The sequence below is a fragment of the Mesorhizobium sp. B2-3-12 genome, assembly GCF_006442205.1.
GTDB lineage: Bacteria > Pseudomonadota > Alphaproteobacteria > Rhizobiales > Rhizobiaceae > Mesorhizobium.
On the sequence record NZ_VFVR01000005.1, the window covers coordinates 1 to 15,763 of the forward strand.

The following is a 15,763-nucleotide window of genomic DNA, read 5'->3' on the forward strand; positions in this document are numbered from 1 at the left end:
CTCCCCTACTCCCCTACTCCCCTATGAGTATCATGACTTATCAATCACCCATCTCTCCCGGCCGCTCCTGGTATGAGGACACTGCCGGCCAACGGCCTGAATATCCGGCGCTCGATGGCGATCGAACTTGCGACGTCGTTATCATCGGCGGCGGCTTTACCGGTCTGTCTGCAGCGGTTCATTTGGCCAAGGCTGGAGCGGCCGTGGTGCTGATCGAGGCGCATCGCTTCGGCGATGGTGCTTCCGGGCGCAATGGCGGCCAGCTTGGTACCGGCCAGCGCGCCTGGGCCGAGGACATGGAGGCCGAATATGGCCTTTCCCGCGCCAAGGCGCTGTTCGATCTTGCCGAGGAGGCGAAGGCACATCTGCTTGAATTCGCCGCCATCAACCAGATCGACATCGACTACGCACCGGGTCAGCTCTCGGTCGCGCACAAGCCGCGCTATGTCGACGACTACAAGGCGCATGCCGAGATCATGGCCAGCCGCTTCTCCTACCCGCATATTTCTTTCATGGACAAGGCGGAGACGGCCGAGCGGCTGGGCTCGAGCGCCTATTTCGGCGGCACCCGCGACATTGGCACCGGCCACATCCATCCGATGAAACTGGTGATCGGCACGGCGCGGGTGGCGGCACAGGCGGGCGCGCACTTGTTCGAAGGGACGCCATCGACCGGCATCGTCTCGGCTGGCGGCAAGGTCAGGGTTTCCACCCCACGAGGGACGATCTCGGCGCAAAAATGCCTGATCGCGGTCAACGCCTATGGCGGCACGCTCGAGCCGGTGAGTGCCGCGCACATCATGCCGATCGGATCCTTCATCGGCGCGACAGTGCCGCTGGGATCGGATTCGAACGTGTTGCCGAGGGGCGAATCGGTCGACGATTCCCGCTTCGTCGTGCGCTATTTCCGCAAATCCAGGGATGGCCGGCTGCTGTTCGGCGGACGCGAGGTCTATGGCGTCAACGATCCCAAGGATATCCACATCCATATTCGCCGCCAGATCGCGGAGCTCTATCCGGCGCTGAGCGACGTCGAGATCACCCATGGCTGGGGCGGTTATGTCGGCATCACGGTGCCGAGGAAGCCGTTCGTGCGTGAAGTGATGCCCAATGTGATCTCTGCCGGGGGCTATTCCGGTCACGGCGTCATGCTGTCGAACTTCTTCGGCAAGCTCTATGCCGAAACCGTCACCGGCAACCGCGACCGGCTGAAACTGATCGAGGACCTGAAAATTCCGCCCTTTCCTGGCGGCCGCCGGTTCCGGGCGCCGTTGCTTTTCCTGGCGCTCAACTGGTTTGCGCTCAGGGACAGGATCTGATGCGTGTCTCCCAAAAGTGAGAGACGACATGCATCAAGACAAAGACCCTAAAACGCGTTGCATTGGTCCGTTTATACGCGACATGCTTCAGGCTGGCCCGGATTGCCGGTATCCCATGCGATCACGATCTCATGTAATATTGTAATATCCATGTAACATTTGTTGCCCGGGCGACGCATTGCGGAATTGCCGCCAAAGGCGCAGAATCCCCTGTCATGGCGTACTGATGCCACAATCGCGGGCGAAGGGTCCGCATCTGGGCGAATTGTTCGGGGATTGTTGCGGGCCTGCCCGCGTTTTGGGACCGATGCCGATCGAACGCATGATTTGCGACATTTGATCGAAAGAACACCGGCCCGCTTATGGAGGTGGCAAGAGTGATAGAGCCCTTCAGTTTCGGTGCTCCGGAACGTCGGCGCTTTGCCATGCAGTTCGGCTATGACATGCGCCCGTCATTTTGGCAGGGCGTGCGTTCGAACTCGCATCTGGTCATTGCCGCGGTCGGCACCGCCGCCCTACTTGGCGTTGCCGCGGTGGCGCTGTGGCTGGCATTGCCGGCCAGCGAGAGGCAGGCAGCCGCCAGCCCGGAGCAAAGCATTCCGACGATTCCGGTGAAGACGACGAAAGTTTCCACCTCTGGCACCACGGTGGCGGTTGCCGCCGTGACACCGCGGGTAGAGCGCACGTCCAACCAGGTTTCACCGACCATGGCTGCCGCCCAGGCCGCCATTCCGGCACTCGCGGCCAATGATCCCCGCTGGACCGGCTCACAGGCGAAAGCCGCATCGGCTTCGGCCGACCAGGGGACGCCCCAGGCGGAGCAGGCCCAGGGCAAGCCGGCGACCGCGGCCGCATTCGCACAACCGTCGTCAAGCAGCGATGCCGAGTCCGAACTTGCCAAGGTTGCGGCCCCCCAGGCGGCGACGAATGGCGGCAAACCCGATGGCGCGCAGACCGCAGCTATCCCGGCTGTACAGCCGCAAGCGCCGGATGAGCAGCCGGCGGCCAGCCAGGATGACGATGGCCAGGCCAAGGCAAAACCACGCAAAGTGGCGGCGGCCGGAAGCGGGCGTATCCTGCGGGCAGTGACCATGCGGAGCGGGCCGAAGAAGAATGCGGCCGCCATCGGCACTGTGCCGGCCAGAACCTCGGTGCAGGTGATGAGCTGCAAGCAGTGGTGCCAGATCGTCTACAACGGCAAGACCGGCTGGATCTACAAGAGCTACATCAAGACCGGCGCGTAGCGGGCCTCCGCGTCTGGATGCGTCGAGGCGGGCTTATGACGACCGGCCGCCGAACATCCGCCGCAGCCGTTGCCATCTTCTGTCGCGCCTGCGTTGCCTGACGTGGTCGCGATGTTGCTCAAAGGGCACTTCGTACAGACCGCAAGTATCGCAGCCCTCCCGCTTGCCGCAGACAGGAACCCAGCATTTGACATCATGCTTCCAGGCGAGCGCGATGCGCTCCAGGTGAAGGTTTGAAGAGCTTTTGATGAGGATCAATTCGCCCGGCACCGCCGTTCGCTTGATATGGTCCGAGACGTCCTCCGGCGTGCGAAGCTCGACAAACCGGCCGCCATCGCGATCAGCCTGGCTCGCCCGCGAGCGATGTGCATTGTCGCCGGTATAGATGACCTGATCCGCGATTTCCCGCGCGGTTCGATAGGCCTGGTCGTATTTCCTGGTCGAGCCGACATAGTCCGAAATCTGGCCAAGGACGATGCGCTTTCGAACGGCGGTGGCCTTGGTCATCATTTCCAGGGCGAGGTTGATGGAGTGCCAGGGCGCCTTGGCGGCATCGACGATGAATTGTGGACCGCCGTCGGTGACAATCACGGCACAGCGATTTGCCAATGGCTGGAAAGTCGCCACCTGGGCGGCAACCTTATCCGGGGGAACGCCGAGCTCCAGCGCCGTCGCGACGGCGGCGGCGGTCGGGAGCCAGAAATGTTCGGCGGGAAATGGCGTTTCGAGTTGGAGCCGGCCTCCGCGCCAATCGATCGACAGCGCCAGCCGATCGGGATAAGCGGCATGAATGTCGGTCACACGATAGTCGGCTCCTGCGGCAATGCCGAAGGTAACGACACGGCACCTCGCACCGGCTGCCATGTCGGCCACATAGGGGTCGTCGGCATTGAGGACCGCGAGGCCATCCGGCCGCAGCGCCTCGACCAAGGCACGTTTTTCGACAGCGACGTTTTCCAGGGTCCTGAAACTGGCTACATGCTCAAGGCGAACCATGGTGACGACCGCCACATGTGGCTGCAGCATCTGCGCCATCGGCCGGATCGTATCGAGGCCAAAAGCCCCGGCTTCGAAAACAACATAGTCGACCTCGCCGGCTTGCCGCATGCGTTTGTAGAGCGTGCCGACCAACGACTGCATGGTGTTGGCGAGGAAACGCGCATAGGTCGGCCGATGGGCGGCCAATATGTGCCCGAGCAGCGCCGTCACCGTCGATTTTCCCGAACTGCCGGTGACGCCGATGAAGGTCGCCTTGCTATTTGCCCGGGCGCGGCTGGCTCTATAAACCCTGGTGCGATGCCGCAGTTCTTCGCGTAGCTTACCCAATCCCGCGCCCATCAGGCCATCACCCCCTTGACCCTTTGAACACTAGGCCATGGGAACCCTAAGTCAAACCCGGTCAGAAACGCTGTCGATGCGGCCGATGCGCTTCAAACGCAGCGTCCGCCATCGACCTCCAGCGCTACCCCGGTGATGAAGGCGGCCTCGTCCGAGGCCAGCCAGAGTGCGGCATTGGCGATGTCGAGAGGCGTCGACAGCCGCCCGAGCGGGATCGAGGCACGGAATGCCTCGCGAAGCTGAGGCGTGTCGGCGCCCATGAATTTCTCCAGCATGCCGGTTTCTCCGGCGACCGGGCACAGGCAGTTGACGCGTATGTTCTTCGGCGCGAGTTCCACCGCCATCGATTTGGTGGCGGTAATGGCCCAGCCCTTCGAGGCATTGTACCAGGTGAGGCCGGGCCGAGGCCGCAGGCCCGCGGTGGACGCCGTGGTCAGGATGACGCCGCCGCCCTGCCGTTCCATGATCGGAACGACGGCAAGGGCAGCGTGATAGATCGCCTTCATGTTGACCGACGTGATCAGATCGAAGGTTTCCTCGTCGACTTTGAGCATGTCGCCATTGCGATGGGTGAAGCCGGCATTGTTGACCATGATGTCGATGCGGCCGAAGGCGCTTTTGGCCGCATAGATCATCTCGTCGAACTCGGAGCGCAGCGAAACATCGGTCTGTGTCCAGATCGCCGCATCGCCGATTTCGCCGGCGACGCGTTCCGCCCCCTTGGCGTTGAGATCGGCGACAACAACCTTGGCCCCTTCTTGCGCGAAGCGCTTGGCAATGCCTTCGCCAAAGCCCGATGCCGCACCGGTGATGACGGCAACCTTGTTCTCAAGACGCATACGTTTCCCGCTCCTTGGGTTCATCGCGCGGCTCGCACGAGAGGGCTGAAGGCCCAGCCGGTGCCGCGACAGATGCAGCGCCGATTTCTCCCTTAGCTTTCGTCACATTCACGTTCTATGCTGCAGGTGCGAAAGCTTCCGGAGTCCTCGTTCACCGACAAGCCTCCGGCTGGCGCCAGTGTCAAGCGCACATGTGGGACCCAATCCATATCCAGCGATTGGTCCTTGATGTGACACCATGGCACTGGAAAATTTAAATCGATTAGAATATATCAGCCGCGTACTCGCGACCGGCGTCAAAGCGGACAGACCATGACCAGCCAGATCATCCCCGTCGACCCTTTCGACTTCATCATCTTCGGTGGCACCGGCGACCTGTCGGAACGCAAGCTCCTGCCGTCGCTCTACTACCGCCAGCGTGACCATCAATTCTCCGAGCCGACGCGCATCATCGGCACGTCGCGATCCAAGATGAGCGACGAGGAATTCCAGGCCTTCGCCAAGCAGGCGATCTCGGAGCATGTCAAACCGGCCGACATCGACGCCAAGGAGTTGAAGACCTTCCTCGCCCGGCTTTCCTACGTCTCGGCCGATGCGACGAGCGGCGCGGGTTTCGACAAGCTGAAGAAGGCGATCGGCGAAAGCGACAGCATCCGCGCCTTCTACCTGGCCGTGGCGCCGGCGCTGTTCGGCGACATCTCGCACAAGCTCAAAGAGCACAATCTGATCACGCCGAATTCGCGCATCGTGCTGGAGAAGCCGATCGGCCGCGACCTGGCCTCGGCGCAGGCGCTCAACGACCTTGTCGGCGACGACTTCCACGAAAGCCAGATCTTCCGCATCGACCATTATCTCGGCAAGGAGACGGTGCAGAACCTGATGGCGCTGCGCTTTGCCAATGCACTGTACGAGCCGCTGTGGAACTCCGCCCATATCGACCACGTGCAGATCACCGTCGCCGAAACGGTGGGCCTGGAAGATCGCGTCACCTATTACGACAAGGCCGGCGCGCTGCGCGACATGGTGCAGAACCACATGCTGCAGCTGCTTTGCCTCGTCGCCATGGAAGCGCCGTCGTCGATGGACGCCGACGCCGTGCGCGACGAGAAGCTGAAAGTGCTGCGGGCGCTGAAGCGCATCAACGGCAACGAGGCGCCGAAGCACACGGTGCGTGGCCAGTACCGCGCCGGGGCGTCGGCCGGCGGACCGGTGAAGGGCTATGTCGAGGAACTGGGCAAGGACAGCAACACCGAGACCTTCGTCGCCATCAAGGCCGAGATCGGCACCTGGCGCTGGGCTGGCGTTCCGTTCTACCTCAGGACCGGCAAGCGGCTGGCGACCCGGGTTTCGGAAATCGTCATCGAGTTCAAGCCGATTCCGCATTCGATCTTCGGCGACAGCGGCGCGGGGCCGATCTTCGCCAACCAGTTGGTCATCCGGCTGCAACCTGATGAAGGCGTCAAGCAGTTCATCATGATCAAGGATCCAGGCCCGGGCGGCATGCGGCTGCGCCAGATCTCGCTCGACATGAGCTTCGCGCAGTCTTTCGACGGCCGCGCGCCCGACGCCTATGAACGGCTGATCATGGATGTCATCCGGGGCAACCAGACGCTGTTCATGCGCCGCGACGAGGTCGAGGCGGCGTGGAAATGGATCGATCCGATCCAGAATGCCTGGGAAGGCGCCAAGCAGGAAGCACAGGGTTATACGGCAGGCACATGGGGTCCGTCGGCCTCGATAGCGCTGATCGAACGTGACGGGCGGACATGGCACGAGAGCAATTGAACAGCGCCAGCTATAACTGGAATGCCTTCCCCGACCGGCCGCAACTGGCCTCGGCGCTGGCTACAAAGGTGGCCGACCGCCTAACGAGGGCGATCGACCGGCGCGGCACGGCGTTGCTGGCTGTCTCCGGCGGCACGACGCCGGCGAAATTTTTCGCCGCGCTGTCGACGGCACCGATTGCCTGGGACAAGGTCATCGTGACGCTGGTCGACGAACGTTTCGTGCCGGCCGCCTCGCCGCGATCCAATGCCGGGCTGGTTGCCGCAAACCTATTGCAGAACGCCGCGAAGGCCGCCCGTTTCGTTCCGCTCTACCACGAGGCCACCGGCATCGAGGATGCCGCGGCATCCGACGATGCGACACTGCGATCCCTGCCCTGGCCGCTCGATGTCGTGATCCTCGGCATGGGGCCTGACGGCCACACCGCCTCGTTCTTTCCCGATGCCGACGATCTGCCGAAGCTGCTGGACCCGGCCTCCGACAGGATCATCCTGCCCGTCCATGCGGCTAGCGCCGGAGAGCCTCGCCTGACCCTGACGCTCGCCCGCATCATCGATGCGGGTTTCCTCGCCTTGCACATAGAGGGTGAAGACAAGCGCACCGCCTTCGACAACGCCGTCGCGCCCGGACCGCGCAAGCCTATCCGCGCCGTGCTCGACGCATCGCCCAGGCCCGTGGAGGTTTTCTGGGCGCCCTGATTTCGAGTTTACAAGTGGTCCCGGCAATTGCGGGAGGATGTTTCCGGGACCTCGCCTGAAAGGACCTGATGCCATGACCGCAAGACGCGATATCGAAGCCATCACCGAGCGGATCCGCCAGCGCTCCAAGGCGGGCCGCGAGCGCTACCTCGGCCGTATCGCCGAAGCGTCGAACCAGACCGCCAACCGGTCGGTGCTGTCCTGCGGCAACCTTGCTCACGGCTTTGCGGTCTGCAGCCCCTCGGAAAAGCTGGCGCTCGGCGCCGACAAGGTGCCCAATCTCGGCATCATCACCTCCTACAACGACATGCTGTCGGCGCATCAGCCCTTCGAGACCTATCCGGCCCTGATCAAGGAGGCCGCGCGCGAGGCGGGCGGCCTCGCCCAGGTCGCCGGCGGCGTGCCGGCGATGTGCGATGGCGTGACGCAAGGCCAGCCCGGCATGGAGCTGTCGCTGTTCTCTCGCGACGTCATCGCCATGGCGGCCGCGATCGGCCTGTCGCACAACATGTTCGACGCCGCCGTCTATCTCGGCGTCTGCGACAAGATCGTGCCGGGGCTGGTGATCGCGGCACTGACCTTCGGCCATTTGCCGGCGATTTTCATTCCGGCCGGGCCGATGACGACAGGCCTGCCGAACGATGAGAAGGCCAAGGTCCGCCAGCTCTATGCCGAGGGCAAGGCAGGACGGGCCGAACTCCTGGAAGCCGAGTCCAAGTCGTATCATGGGCCCGGCACCTGCACCTTCTATGGGACGGCCAATTCCAACCAGATGCTGATGGAGATCATGGGCCTGCACACGCCGGGCGCGTCCTTCGTCAATCCAGGCACGCCATTGCGCGACGCCTTGACCCGCGAAGCGACGAAGCGGGCGCTGGCGATCACCGCGCTCGGCAATGCATATACGCCGGTCGGGCGGATGATCGACGAACGTTCCTTCGTCAACGGCGTCGTCGGCCTGCATGCCACCGGCGGCTCGACCAACCACACCATCCACCTGATCGCCATGGCGGCGGCGGCCGGTATCACGCTGACCTGGCAGGATATTTCCGATCTCTCGGAAGCCGTGCCGCTGCTGGCGCGCGTCTATCCGAACGGGCTTGCCGACGTGAACCATTTCCACGCCGCGGGCGGGCTCGGCTTCTTGATCCGCGAACTGCTCGACGAAGGCGTCCTGCATGAGGACGTGCAGACGGTCTGGGGCGAAGGCTTGCGGCCCTATGCGGTCGAGGCAAAGCTCGGCGCCGACGGCAGCGTGGTGCGCGAGGCCTCGCCGCGCACCAGCGGCGACGAAAAGGTGCTGGCGCCGTTCAACAAGGCATTCCAGCCGACTGGCGGCCTCAAGGTGCTGTCAGGCAATCTTGGCCACGCGGTCATCAAGACTTCCGCCGTCAAGCCGGAGCGACGCATCATCGAGGCGCCGGCCAAGGTATTCGACAGCCAGCAGGGCCTGAACGACGCGTTCAAGGCGGGCACGCTGACCGGCGACTTCATCGCCGTCATCCGCTTCCAGGGACCGAAGGCCAACGGCATGCCGGAATTGCACAAGCTGACCACCGTGCTCGGCATTCTGCAGGACCGCGGCCAGCGCGTGGCGCTGGTCACGGACGGGCGCATGTCGGGCGCCTCCGGCAAGGTGCCGGCGGCGATCCATGTGACGCCGGAAGCGGTCGAGGAAGGACCGATCGCGCGGATTCATGACGGCGACGTCATCCGCCTCGATGCCGATGCCGGCACGCTGGAGGTGCTGGTGCCAGGAACCGAGTTCGCGCTGCGCCGTACCGCGGATGCCGACCTCATCGGCAATGAGTTCGGCTTCGGCCGCGAGCTTTTCGCGGGCTTGCGGCAGCTGGTGGGCCGAGCCGACCACGGCGCCAGCGCCTTCGGCACCGCCTGACGCATTCTGTCCGGCATGAAAAAGGGCGGTTCGGGGCCGCCCTTTTCGGCGTCTCAGCTCAATATTACTCGACCTTCAGCTCGTTCCGCTCGCCGGCCTTTATCGTGAAGGGCGTTTCCTTGTCGGCCTTGTCGGTGGTGAAGTTGGTCACCAGCACATAGTCGCCCGCCGCCAGCGTGGTCTGCATCTTGTCCCCATAGCCGTAGGTCACCTGCATGCGCTCGCCCTGGATGTTCTTCTTCGCCTCATAGATCTTGAAGCCTTCCGCGCCTGGCGCGTCGACGGCCAGGACGCCCGCGTTCAGCGTCACGTTGACATCGGTCATCTGTCCGACCGTCACGCTGAAAGGCTGCTCGGTGGACACGGCCTGCACGTCGACGCCCATCACGTAGTCACCTGGCGGCAGGTCGAACTGGCTGTCGGCGCCGTAGGCGTAGGTGACCTGGTCACGGCTGCCGTCGAGCTTCTTGGCCGCCTTGTACACCTTCCAGGAAACGTCCGTTTCCGCCTTTTCCCCGCCCTGGGCGTAGAAGGCGTTGGCCTTGGCCTTGCCAACGCCGACGATGATGTCCTTGTCGACGATCTGGCCGGCGACAAGCTGCATCGTCTCGCTCGCCTCGCCGGCCCCAAGCTTCACGGTGATCTTGGTCTCGCCGACCGGCACGACGAATTTGACTTCGCCGTAGTTGGCGTCGGACGTGCCGCCGGGATAGGCGATGCTGATCTGCGCGTTGCGGTCGACCTCGGCGCCGGGCGCCGGGCGCGCATGAATGGATATCTCCGCCGCGTTGAGGTTGAGCGACAGCTCCGTTGCCTTGTCGGCCGTCAGCGAAACCTTCTGCTCGACCTTCGCGCCGCCGCTGCTGGCGACGACGATGTAGTTGCCAGCGGGAACGTGGAACTTGATGCCACTATAGCCGTAGTTGACATTGTCTCCACCGACACCCTTGGCGTCGTCCTTGAAGACTTCATAGTAGACGTCGGATTTCGGCGCCTCGCCGCCCTCCTTCAAGAACGCTTGCGGGATGAGATTGTAGTCGACCTCGGCTGCTTTCGGCGCAGGCGCGGGCGCCGGTTCTGGGGCTGGCGCAGGGGCTGGCGCCGGCGCCGCGACGGTCTCGACCAGCGCTGCCTGCAGCGCCTTCTCGTCGGAGGCCTGGATGTACTTGCCGCCGGTGTTTTCGGCGAGGCACGAGATCTGCTTGCCTTCATCGGCGGTCAGGCCGAAGCCGACGACGTCGGCGGTGATGTCGACGCCGGATGCCTTCAGTTCCTTGCCCAGCGCACAGGGGTCGCCACCACAGGTCTCGAGCCCATCCGTGATGAGGACGACGGTCGCCTTGTCCTCGGTGTATTTCAGCGCTTCGGCCGCCTGCTTGACGGCCGCCGTCAACGGCGTCTTGCCAAGGAATTTCAGGCTGTCGGCGGCCGCCGAGATGGCACTTGCCGAGCCAGCCTGGGGCGGTACGATGAGCTGGATGTCGTCACAGCTGCCCTTTTCGCGATGGCCGTAGGCCATGAAGCCGATCTCGTCGTCGCCGGGAACCGACTGGAGCACGGTCCTCAGCGATTCACGGGCGATTTCCAGCTTGGGCTTGCCGTCGATCTGCGCCCACATCGATCCCGACGCGTCGAGGATGATGATGACCTTGTTGGCGGCAAAGCCGAATGTCGTCATCGACAAAAGGAGGATCGCCGCAGCGACGCTCCGTGCAAGTCCCGCCATCGAAATCTCCTGAGTTAGCCCCCTCGTCGGCACGTGAAAGCTATTTTACGTGGCGTCGGGACACAAGCCCGCAGGCATGGCGCCGGCATGCCCGAGCCAGCAAATCACTCAGTATGTGGTGCGGCGTTCTTCCGAGGGCGGGCGGCCAAACTGCAGCCGATAGCTCTGAGCAAAATAGGAATGCGAGGTGAAGCCGGTCGCGATCGCCACGTCGAGGATCGGCATGTTGGTCTGGCGCAGCAATTCGCGCGCCCGCTCCAGCCGCAGGCGCATATAGTAGCGGCCGGGGGTGACGTTGAGATGGCGCAGGAACAGCCGCTCCACCTGGCGCACCGAAAGGCCCGCCGACTTTGCGAGCTGCACCGCCGACAGCGGCTCGTCGAGATGGTCGGCCATCAGTTCGACGATGCGCCTGAGCTTCTCCGACTTGCCGGTCAGGTCGCGCTCCGGACCGACGCGCTGGCGGTCTCCGGCGGAGCGGATGCGCTCGTGCTGGAACTGGTTGGCGACGCCGTTGGCGAGGTTGGAACCGAAATCGCCGCGCACGATCTCCAGCATCAGGTCGATCGACGTGGTGCCGCCGGCGCAGGTGTAGCGCTTGCGGTCGATCTCGAAGACATTGCCGGTGCAGTTGATGTCGGGAAAGCGCTCGACGAAACCGGCGCGGTTTTCCCAATGGATGGTGCAGCGATAGCCTTCGAGCTGGCCGGCCTCGGCCAAGAGGTAGGATCCGACCGACAGGGCGCCAAGCGCGTTGCCGCGCCGGCCCCAGCTGCGCAAGGCCGCCAGAACCTTGCTCTTGCCCGGAAATTCCGTCGTCAGGCCGACCGAGACGAAGAGGATGTCGACCGGCGGCAGGTCGGCGACGGCATAGTCGATCTTGAGCGGCAAGCCGTTGGAAGCCATCACCGGGTCGCCATCGGCCGACACCGTCGTCCAGCCATAGAAATCGCGGCCAAGCAGGCGGTTCGCCGACCGGAACGTGTCGATCGCCGCGGCCAGCGAGAACATGGAAAACTTGTCGACCAGCAGGAAGGCGAACTGCCGTCCGCCTTGAACGGGATCACTCGTGACCGGCCGTTCCGGGGAAATGGTGGGGTTCGGCAAAGCTGCGGCTTTCAGGGTCAACCCGGGCTCAGAAGGAGGGCCGCTTCAATCCGGCCGCAAGGTAGGCTGAAGCTAACGTATTGGCCATCAGCATGGCAATGGTCATCGGCCCGACACCGCCAGGCACCGGCGTGATGGCACCCGCCACCTTTGCCGCCTCGGCATAGGCGACGTCGCCGACCAGGCGCGACTTGCCCTCGCCCTTCTCGGGTGCGGGAATGCGGTTGATGCCGACGTCGATGACGGTGGCGCCGGGCTTCACCCAATCGCCCTTGACCATCTCGGGTCTGCCGACGGCGGCGACGAGGATGTCGGCGGTGCGGGCAAGCGCCGGCAGGTCCCTGGTGCGGCTGTGGGCGACGGTGACGGTGCAATTGGCGGCAAGCAGCAGATTGGCCATCGGTTTGCCGACGATGTTGGAGCGGCCGACGACGACGGCGTTGAGGCCGGACAGGTCCTTGCCGCGCACGCGCTCGATCAGGAGCATCGAGCCGGCGGGCGTGCAGGGAACGAAGGCCGTGTCGAGTTCACCGGTGCCGAGCTTGCCGACATTGATGAAATGAAAGCCGTCGACATCTTTCTGCGGCGCGATAGCCTGGATGATCTTGCCGGCATCGACATGGGCGGGCAGCGGAAGCTGGACCAGGATACCGTTGATTTCAGGGTCGGCGTTGAGCGCGGCGATGAGCTCGAGCAATGCCGCTTCGGACGTCTCGGCCGGCAGCGTGTGCTGAAGCGAATGAAAGCCGCACTCCTTGGCGGTGCGGGATTTGGAAGCGACATAGACCTGGCTCGCCGGATCCTCGCCGACGATGACCACGGCCAGGCCGGGCTTGGCATTGCCCTTGGCGACCAGCTCGGCGGTCAAGGTCTTGACCGTTCGCACCACGTCTTCGGCAACGCTCTTTCCGTCAATCACTTCGGCCATGAACCAACCCTCAACATCGTTTCGCCCAACGCCGCTTCCGACAACACAATGCGGCGGTGGCACTCTGCAGCGCGGCATTGTCACGAAAATTCACGCTCGCAATCCCGCCAAAGCGCCGTCCCATGCCGTTTACGCGAAACCAGCACGGTTTTGTTCGGCCTCCGCGGCGTATGTGGTGGCTCAGAAGTAGCGGCGACGGGTGCGGCTCTCGGTGAGTTCGCGGACCGCTTCGCGGAATTCGCGCAGGCTGGCGCGGATCTCGTCGACCGATGATTGCTCGCCACCCTCCTCGGCCTGGTCCGGCCTCGTATGCGGAGCGGTAGTATGGGCCGATGGCTGCGTCGGAGCGGGCTGTGGCGGGTACGGCATCGGCGCCGCGTAAGGGCCCGCCATGTAGGGGTGGCCCGCCTGCGACCATGGCTGCGCCGGGGGATAGCCCAGCGGCTGCGCATAGGGAGAGGACAAGGGCGGAGCTGGATACAGCCCCTGTTGCGGCAACAGGGGCGACGGCGAGGCCATCTGCCGCCCGTAGCCGGCATCGGGGCCTGGCTGGGAAGATGACCGCGAATAGTCCGGGCCGGCCGCCTGCGCCTGCCGAGGCGCGAAACCGGACTCCGGATAGGCTGGGAATATCGGCGCGTTGGCCAACCGTCCGTTGTCGGCAAAGGCGGCGAACTCGCTGGACAGGTCGTCGTCGGCTTCGGTCGACGGCTTGCGGGACACGGCCTTGCGCAGTCTCGCCATGAGCGCGCCGACCCTGCCGGAACTTTCGGCGGGCGCTGCCTCGGCCCGGGCGACCGGCGGCGGGGCGGGGGGCGGCGGCGGCACCGGCGCTGCCGGCATTGCTGGCGCGGGCGGAGGCTCCGGCCGGAATGACTGCTCCACGAGAGGCGCCCTGCTTTCACTTTCGTTGCGCGCATCCGCCTTGCGCTCATCCAGCTTGCGCTCGCGGCGTGAGCGCGAGCTTGCCGTTTCGCGCAGGCTGTCATAGGTCCCGCGCAAGGCGCCGAGACCGATACCGGCGCCAAAGCCAAGCAGCAGGCCGGCCAGTGCCACCAAGGCCCGCGAGGGTCCATTTGGCTCAAGTGGGGCTTGAGCGGAGGTGATCACGTTGATGTTGGTCGTGTTGATGCCGGTCTGTTCACCGGTCTCCTTGGCGCGCAAAAGATATTGTTCGTAGACGGAACGCTTGGCGGTGGCCTCACGCTCCAGTTCGCGCAGGGCGACCAGGTCGCTGTTGACGTCGCCGCTTTGAACCTTGGCCTGAGCCAGTCGGGAAGCGAGGTCTTGCTCGAGTTGGACCGCGCGCTTCAGGTCGACCTGCAGTGAAGAGGCAATGCGGCGCAATTCCCCCGCGATGCGCTCACGCGCGCCGGCAATCTGGGCATCGAGAGCCTGGAGTTCGGGATGGCGCGGCCCCAGCCTGACCGCGGCACGATCGGCCTCCTGCTTCAGCGTCGCATATTGCGAGCGCAGATCGCTCATGGTGTTGGAGTTGATCTCCTCCGGCAAGGTGCCGGTCAGAACGGAATTGACGTCCACCGAACGCGCCGACGCCGCCCGGGCATTGAGTTCCAGCGTGCGGGCGCGGGCAACGGAGAGCTGCTCGTTGAGCTTCAGCATCTGATCGTCGCTGATCAGATGGCCCTGCGCGTCGACGAGACCATGCGTGGCCCTGAAATCCTCGACCTTGCGCTCGGCCGCCTCGACGCCCTTGCGCAGATCATCGAGCTTGGAGGTCAATTCGTTCGTCGCCCGTCCAGCCATGTCGGACTGGTATTTGGCGGCCTCCTGCTGGAAAACGGTCCTCGTCGTATTGGCGATGAGGGCCGACTTCTCGCCATTCTGGGTGACGGCGCTGACGGAGATGACAAAGGTCTTGCCGGTGCGTTCGACCGACAGGCTCTTGGCCAGATTGCCGACGGCCAGCGCCTGGCGGCGAACCTCGTCGACGCCGCCCGGCCCATCGTTGCGTGACACGATCGAGCGGATAAGCGACATGACGCCGAGACCGCCCGAACCCTGGCCATTGAACTCCGGATCGTTGACAAGATTGAGGTTCTTGACCACCTGGTCGAGAACGGTGCCCGACGTCAGCATCTTGATCCGGGTTTCGACGACCGCCAACGCGGCATCGGGCTGCCCCACCGGCTGGGTGAGATCACGGTCGGAGAGCTTCAGGTCGCCGGGCTCGATGATCAGTTCGGTCGTGGCTTCGTATTTCTTCGGCATGGACAGGGCGATGGCAATGCCGAGCCCGGCGCCCAGTATCGTGGTCGCAACGATCAGCAGCTTCGACCTGGCAACGCCGCGAACGACCAGCATCGGATCGATCAGCGGCTTCCATTGCTGGTCGTCCCCGCCATCGCCGGAGGATGCGCCCGCTTGGGTCGCGGGGCCGGAGCCTGATGCATCACGAGGCCGTTCGCCGCTGGAACGATCCGCATCGTCCACTCTTGCGCGCGACGCGACTGGCGGCAAATCGGCGACCGCGTCCTCGTGTCGCGGGCGCCAGCCGCCGCCGGCTTCGTGCGCGACATGCTCTTCGCCAGGACGGTTATGTTCTGGGGCAGCGGCCGCAGGATTTGCCCGCGTCTCGCGCCGGGAACGGGCCAGCCGGTGGCGCGTGGCGGCATCCTCGCGCCATGAGGGGTCCCCTATCGACACCAGCGAGGCTTCATCCTCGCCGCGCACGGCCTGGCCAAGCGCCAGCAAGGAGCGCTCGCGCTTCCAGTCCTCACGGTTTTCCCTGTCGACCATGTCGTTGAGCTTTACCCTGGGCCGCTTGGCAGCGGCGGTCGGCCATTCGTTAAGCCACGCTAAACAGGCATAGGAAACAAAAGGTTAATTTCCGGCGGGCTATAGCTGGAATTCACGCTATG

General features: G+C 64.3%; 11 protein-coding genes. 5 read left to right on the plus strand and 6 right to left on the minus strand.

Going from position 1 to position 15,763, the window contains the following annotated elements; genetic code table 11:
• The first annotated feature begins 32 nt into the window (after nucleotides 1–32).
• Together FJ948_RS15860 and FJ948_RS15865 are read left to right on the plus strand one after the other, a co-directional pair.
• Nucleotides 33–1,319, plus strand: a complete 1,287-nt coding sequence (locus FJ948_RS15860; protein WP_140705931.1) for an FAD-binding oxidoreductase — start codon at nucleotides 33–35, stop codon at nucleotides 1,317–1,319.
• A gap of 377 nt (nucleotides 1,320–1,696) precedes the next feature.
• Entirely contained in the window at nucleotides 1,697–2,563 is an 867-nt protein-coding gene (locus FJ948_RS15865) for an SH3 domain-containing protein (RefSeq protein ID WP_181173690.1), read from the plus strand.
• A gap of 33 nt (nucleotides 2,564–2,596) precedes the next feature.
• Here the strand turns inward: FJ948_RS15865 and FJ948_RS15870 are convergent, their stop codons facing one another.
• Together FJ948_RS15870 and FJ948_RS15875 are read right to left on the minus strand one after the other, a co-directional pair.
• Nucleotides 2,597–3,901, minus strand: coding sequence for a Mur ligase family protein (locus FJ948_RS15870; protein ID WP_140705934.1), 1,305 nt, complete (start codon nucleotides 3,899–3,901; stop codon nucleotides 2,597–2,599).
• Nucleotides 3,902–3,993: 92 nt separating this feature from the next.
• A complete protein-coding gene (locus FJ948_RS15875) occupies nucleotides 3,994–4,740 on the minus strand; it encodes an SDR family oxidoreductase (RefSeq protein WP_140705936.1) in 747 nt (248 codons plus the stop codon).
• Between the two features lie 312 nt (nucleotides 4,741–5,052).
• Here FJ948_RS15875 and zwf point away from each other — a divergent pair, with 312 nt between their 5' ends.
• The 3 genes from zwf to edd all read left to right on the plus strand — a co-directional run bounded on the left by zwf (nucleotide 5,053) and on the right by edd (nucleotide 9,120).
• Entirely contained in the window at nucleotides 5,053–6,525 is a 1,473-nt protein-coding gene (zwf, locus tag FJ948_RS15880; RefSeq protein WP_140705938.1) for a glucose-6-phosphate dehydrogenase, read from the plus strand.
• Nucleotides 6,507–7,223, plus strand: a complete 717-nt coding sequence (gene pgl / locus FJ948_RS15885) for a 6-phosphogluconolactonase (protein WP_140705940.1) — start codon at nucleotides 6,507–6,509, stop codon at nucleotides 7,221–7,223. Before zwf ends, pgl begins: the two co-directional genes overlap by 19 nt.
• A gap of 73 nt (nucleotides 7,224–7,296) precedes the next feature.
• Nucleotides 7,297–9,120, plus strand: a complete 1,824-nt coding sequence (gene edd, locus FJ948_RS15890; protein ID WP_140705942.1) for a phosphogluconate dehydratase — start codon at nucleotides 7,297–7,299, stop codon at nucleotides 9,118–9,120.
• A 64-nt stretch (nucleotides 9,121–9,184) separates the two neighbouring features.
• Here edd and FJ948_RS15895 read toward each other — a convergent pair whose 3' ends face one another.
• The 4 genes from FJ948_RS15895 to FJ948_RS15910 all read right to left on the minus strand — a co-directional run bounded on the left by FJ948_RS15895 (nucleotide 9,185) and on the right by FJ948_RS15910 (nucleotide 15,641).
• Nucleotides 9,185–10,846, minus strand: coding sequence for a VWA domain-containing protein (locus FJ948_RS15895; protein WP_140705944.1), 1,662 nt, complete (start codon nucleotides 10,844–10,846; stop codon nucleotides 9,185–9,187).
• Between the two features lie 108 nt (nucleotides 10,847–10,954).
• Nucleotides 10,955–11,953, minus strand: a complete 999-nt coding sequence (locus FJ948_RS15900) for a GlxA family transcriptional regulator (protein WP_135920564.1) — start codon at nucleotides 11,951–11,953, stop codon at nucleotides 10,955–10,957.
• Between the two features lie 28 nt (nucleotides 11,954–11,981).
• Complete coding sequence (gene folD, locus FJ948_RS15905; RefSeq protein WP_140705946.1) at nucleotides 11,982–12,881, minus strand: bifunctional methylenetetrahydrofolate dehydrogenase/methenyltetrahydrofolate cyclohydrolase FolD; 900 nt, start codon at nucleotides 12,879–12,881, stop codon at nucleotides 11,982–11,984.
• Nucleotides 12,882–13,061: 180 nt separating this feature from the next.
• The gene (locus FJ948_RS15910; protein WP_140705948.1) at nucleotides 13,062–15,641 is read right to left on the minus strand and encodes a GNVR domain-containing protein; all 2,580 of its coding nucleotides are present in this window, start codon (nucleotides 15,639–15,641) and stop codon (nucleotides 13,062–13,064) included.
• Nucleotides 15,642–15,763: the final 122 nt, after the last annotated feature.

What these genes read in the sequence shown, in the direction of transcription:
- FJ948_RS15875 (WP_140705936.1), bottom strand. Translation starts at nt 4,740, where the DNA reads ATGCGTCTTGAGAACAAGGTTGCCGTCATCACCGGTGCGGCATCGGGC.
- pgl (WP_140705940.1), top strand. Translation starts at nt 6,507, where the DNA reads ATGGCACGAGAGCAATTGAACAGCGCCAGCTATAACTGGAATGCCTTC.
- zwf (WP_140705938.1), top strand. Translation starts at nt 5,053, where the DNA reads ATGACCAGCCAGATCATCCCCGTCGACCCTTTCGACTTCATCATCTTC.
- FJ948_RS15910 (WP_140705948.1), bottom strand. Translation starts at nt 15,641, where the DNA reads ATGGTCGACAGGGAAAACCGTGAGGACTGGAAGCGCGAGCGCTCCTTG.
- FJ948_RS15870 (WP_140705934.1), bottom strand. Translation starts at nt 3,901, where the DNA reads ATGGGCGCGGGATTGGGTAAGCTACGCGAAGAACTGCGGCATCGCACC.
- FJ948_RS15860 (WP_140705931.1), top strand. Translation starts at nt 33, where the DNA reads ATGACTTATCAATCACCCATCTCTCCCGGCCGCTCCTGGTATGAGGAC.
- folD (WP_140705946.1), bottom strand. Translation starts at nt 12,881, where the DNA reads ATGGCCGAAGTGATTGACGGAAAGAGCGTTGCCGAAGACGTGGTGCGA.
- FJ948_RS15895 (WP_140705944.1), bottom strand. Translation starts at nt 10,846, where the DNA reads ATGGCGGGACTTGCACGGAGCGTCGCTGCGGCGATCCTCCTTTTGTCG.
- edd (WP_140705942.1), top strand. Translation starts at nt 7,297, where the DNA reads ATGACCGCAAGACGCGATATCGAAGCCATCACCGAGCGGATCCGCCAG.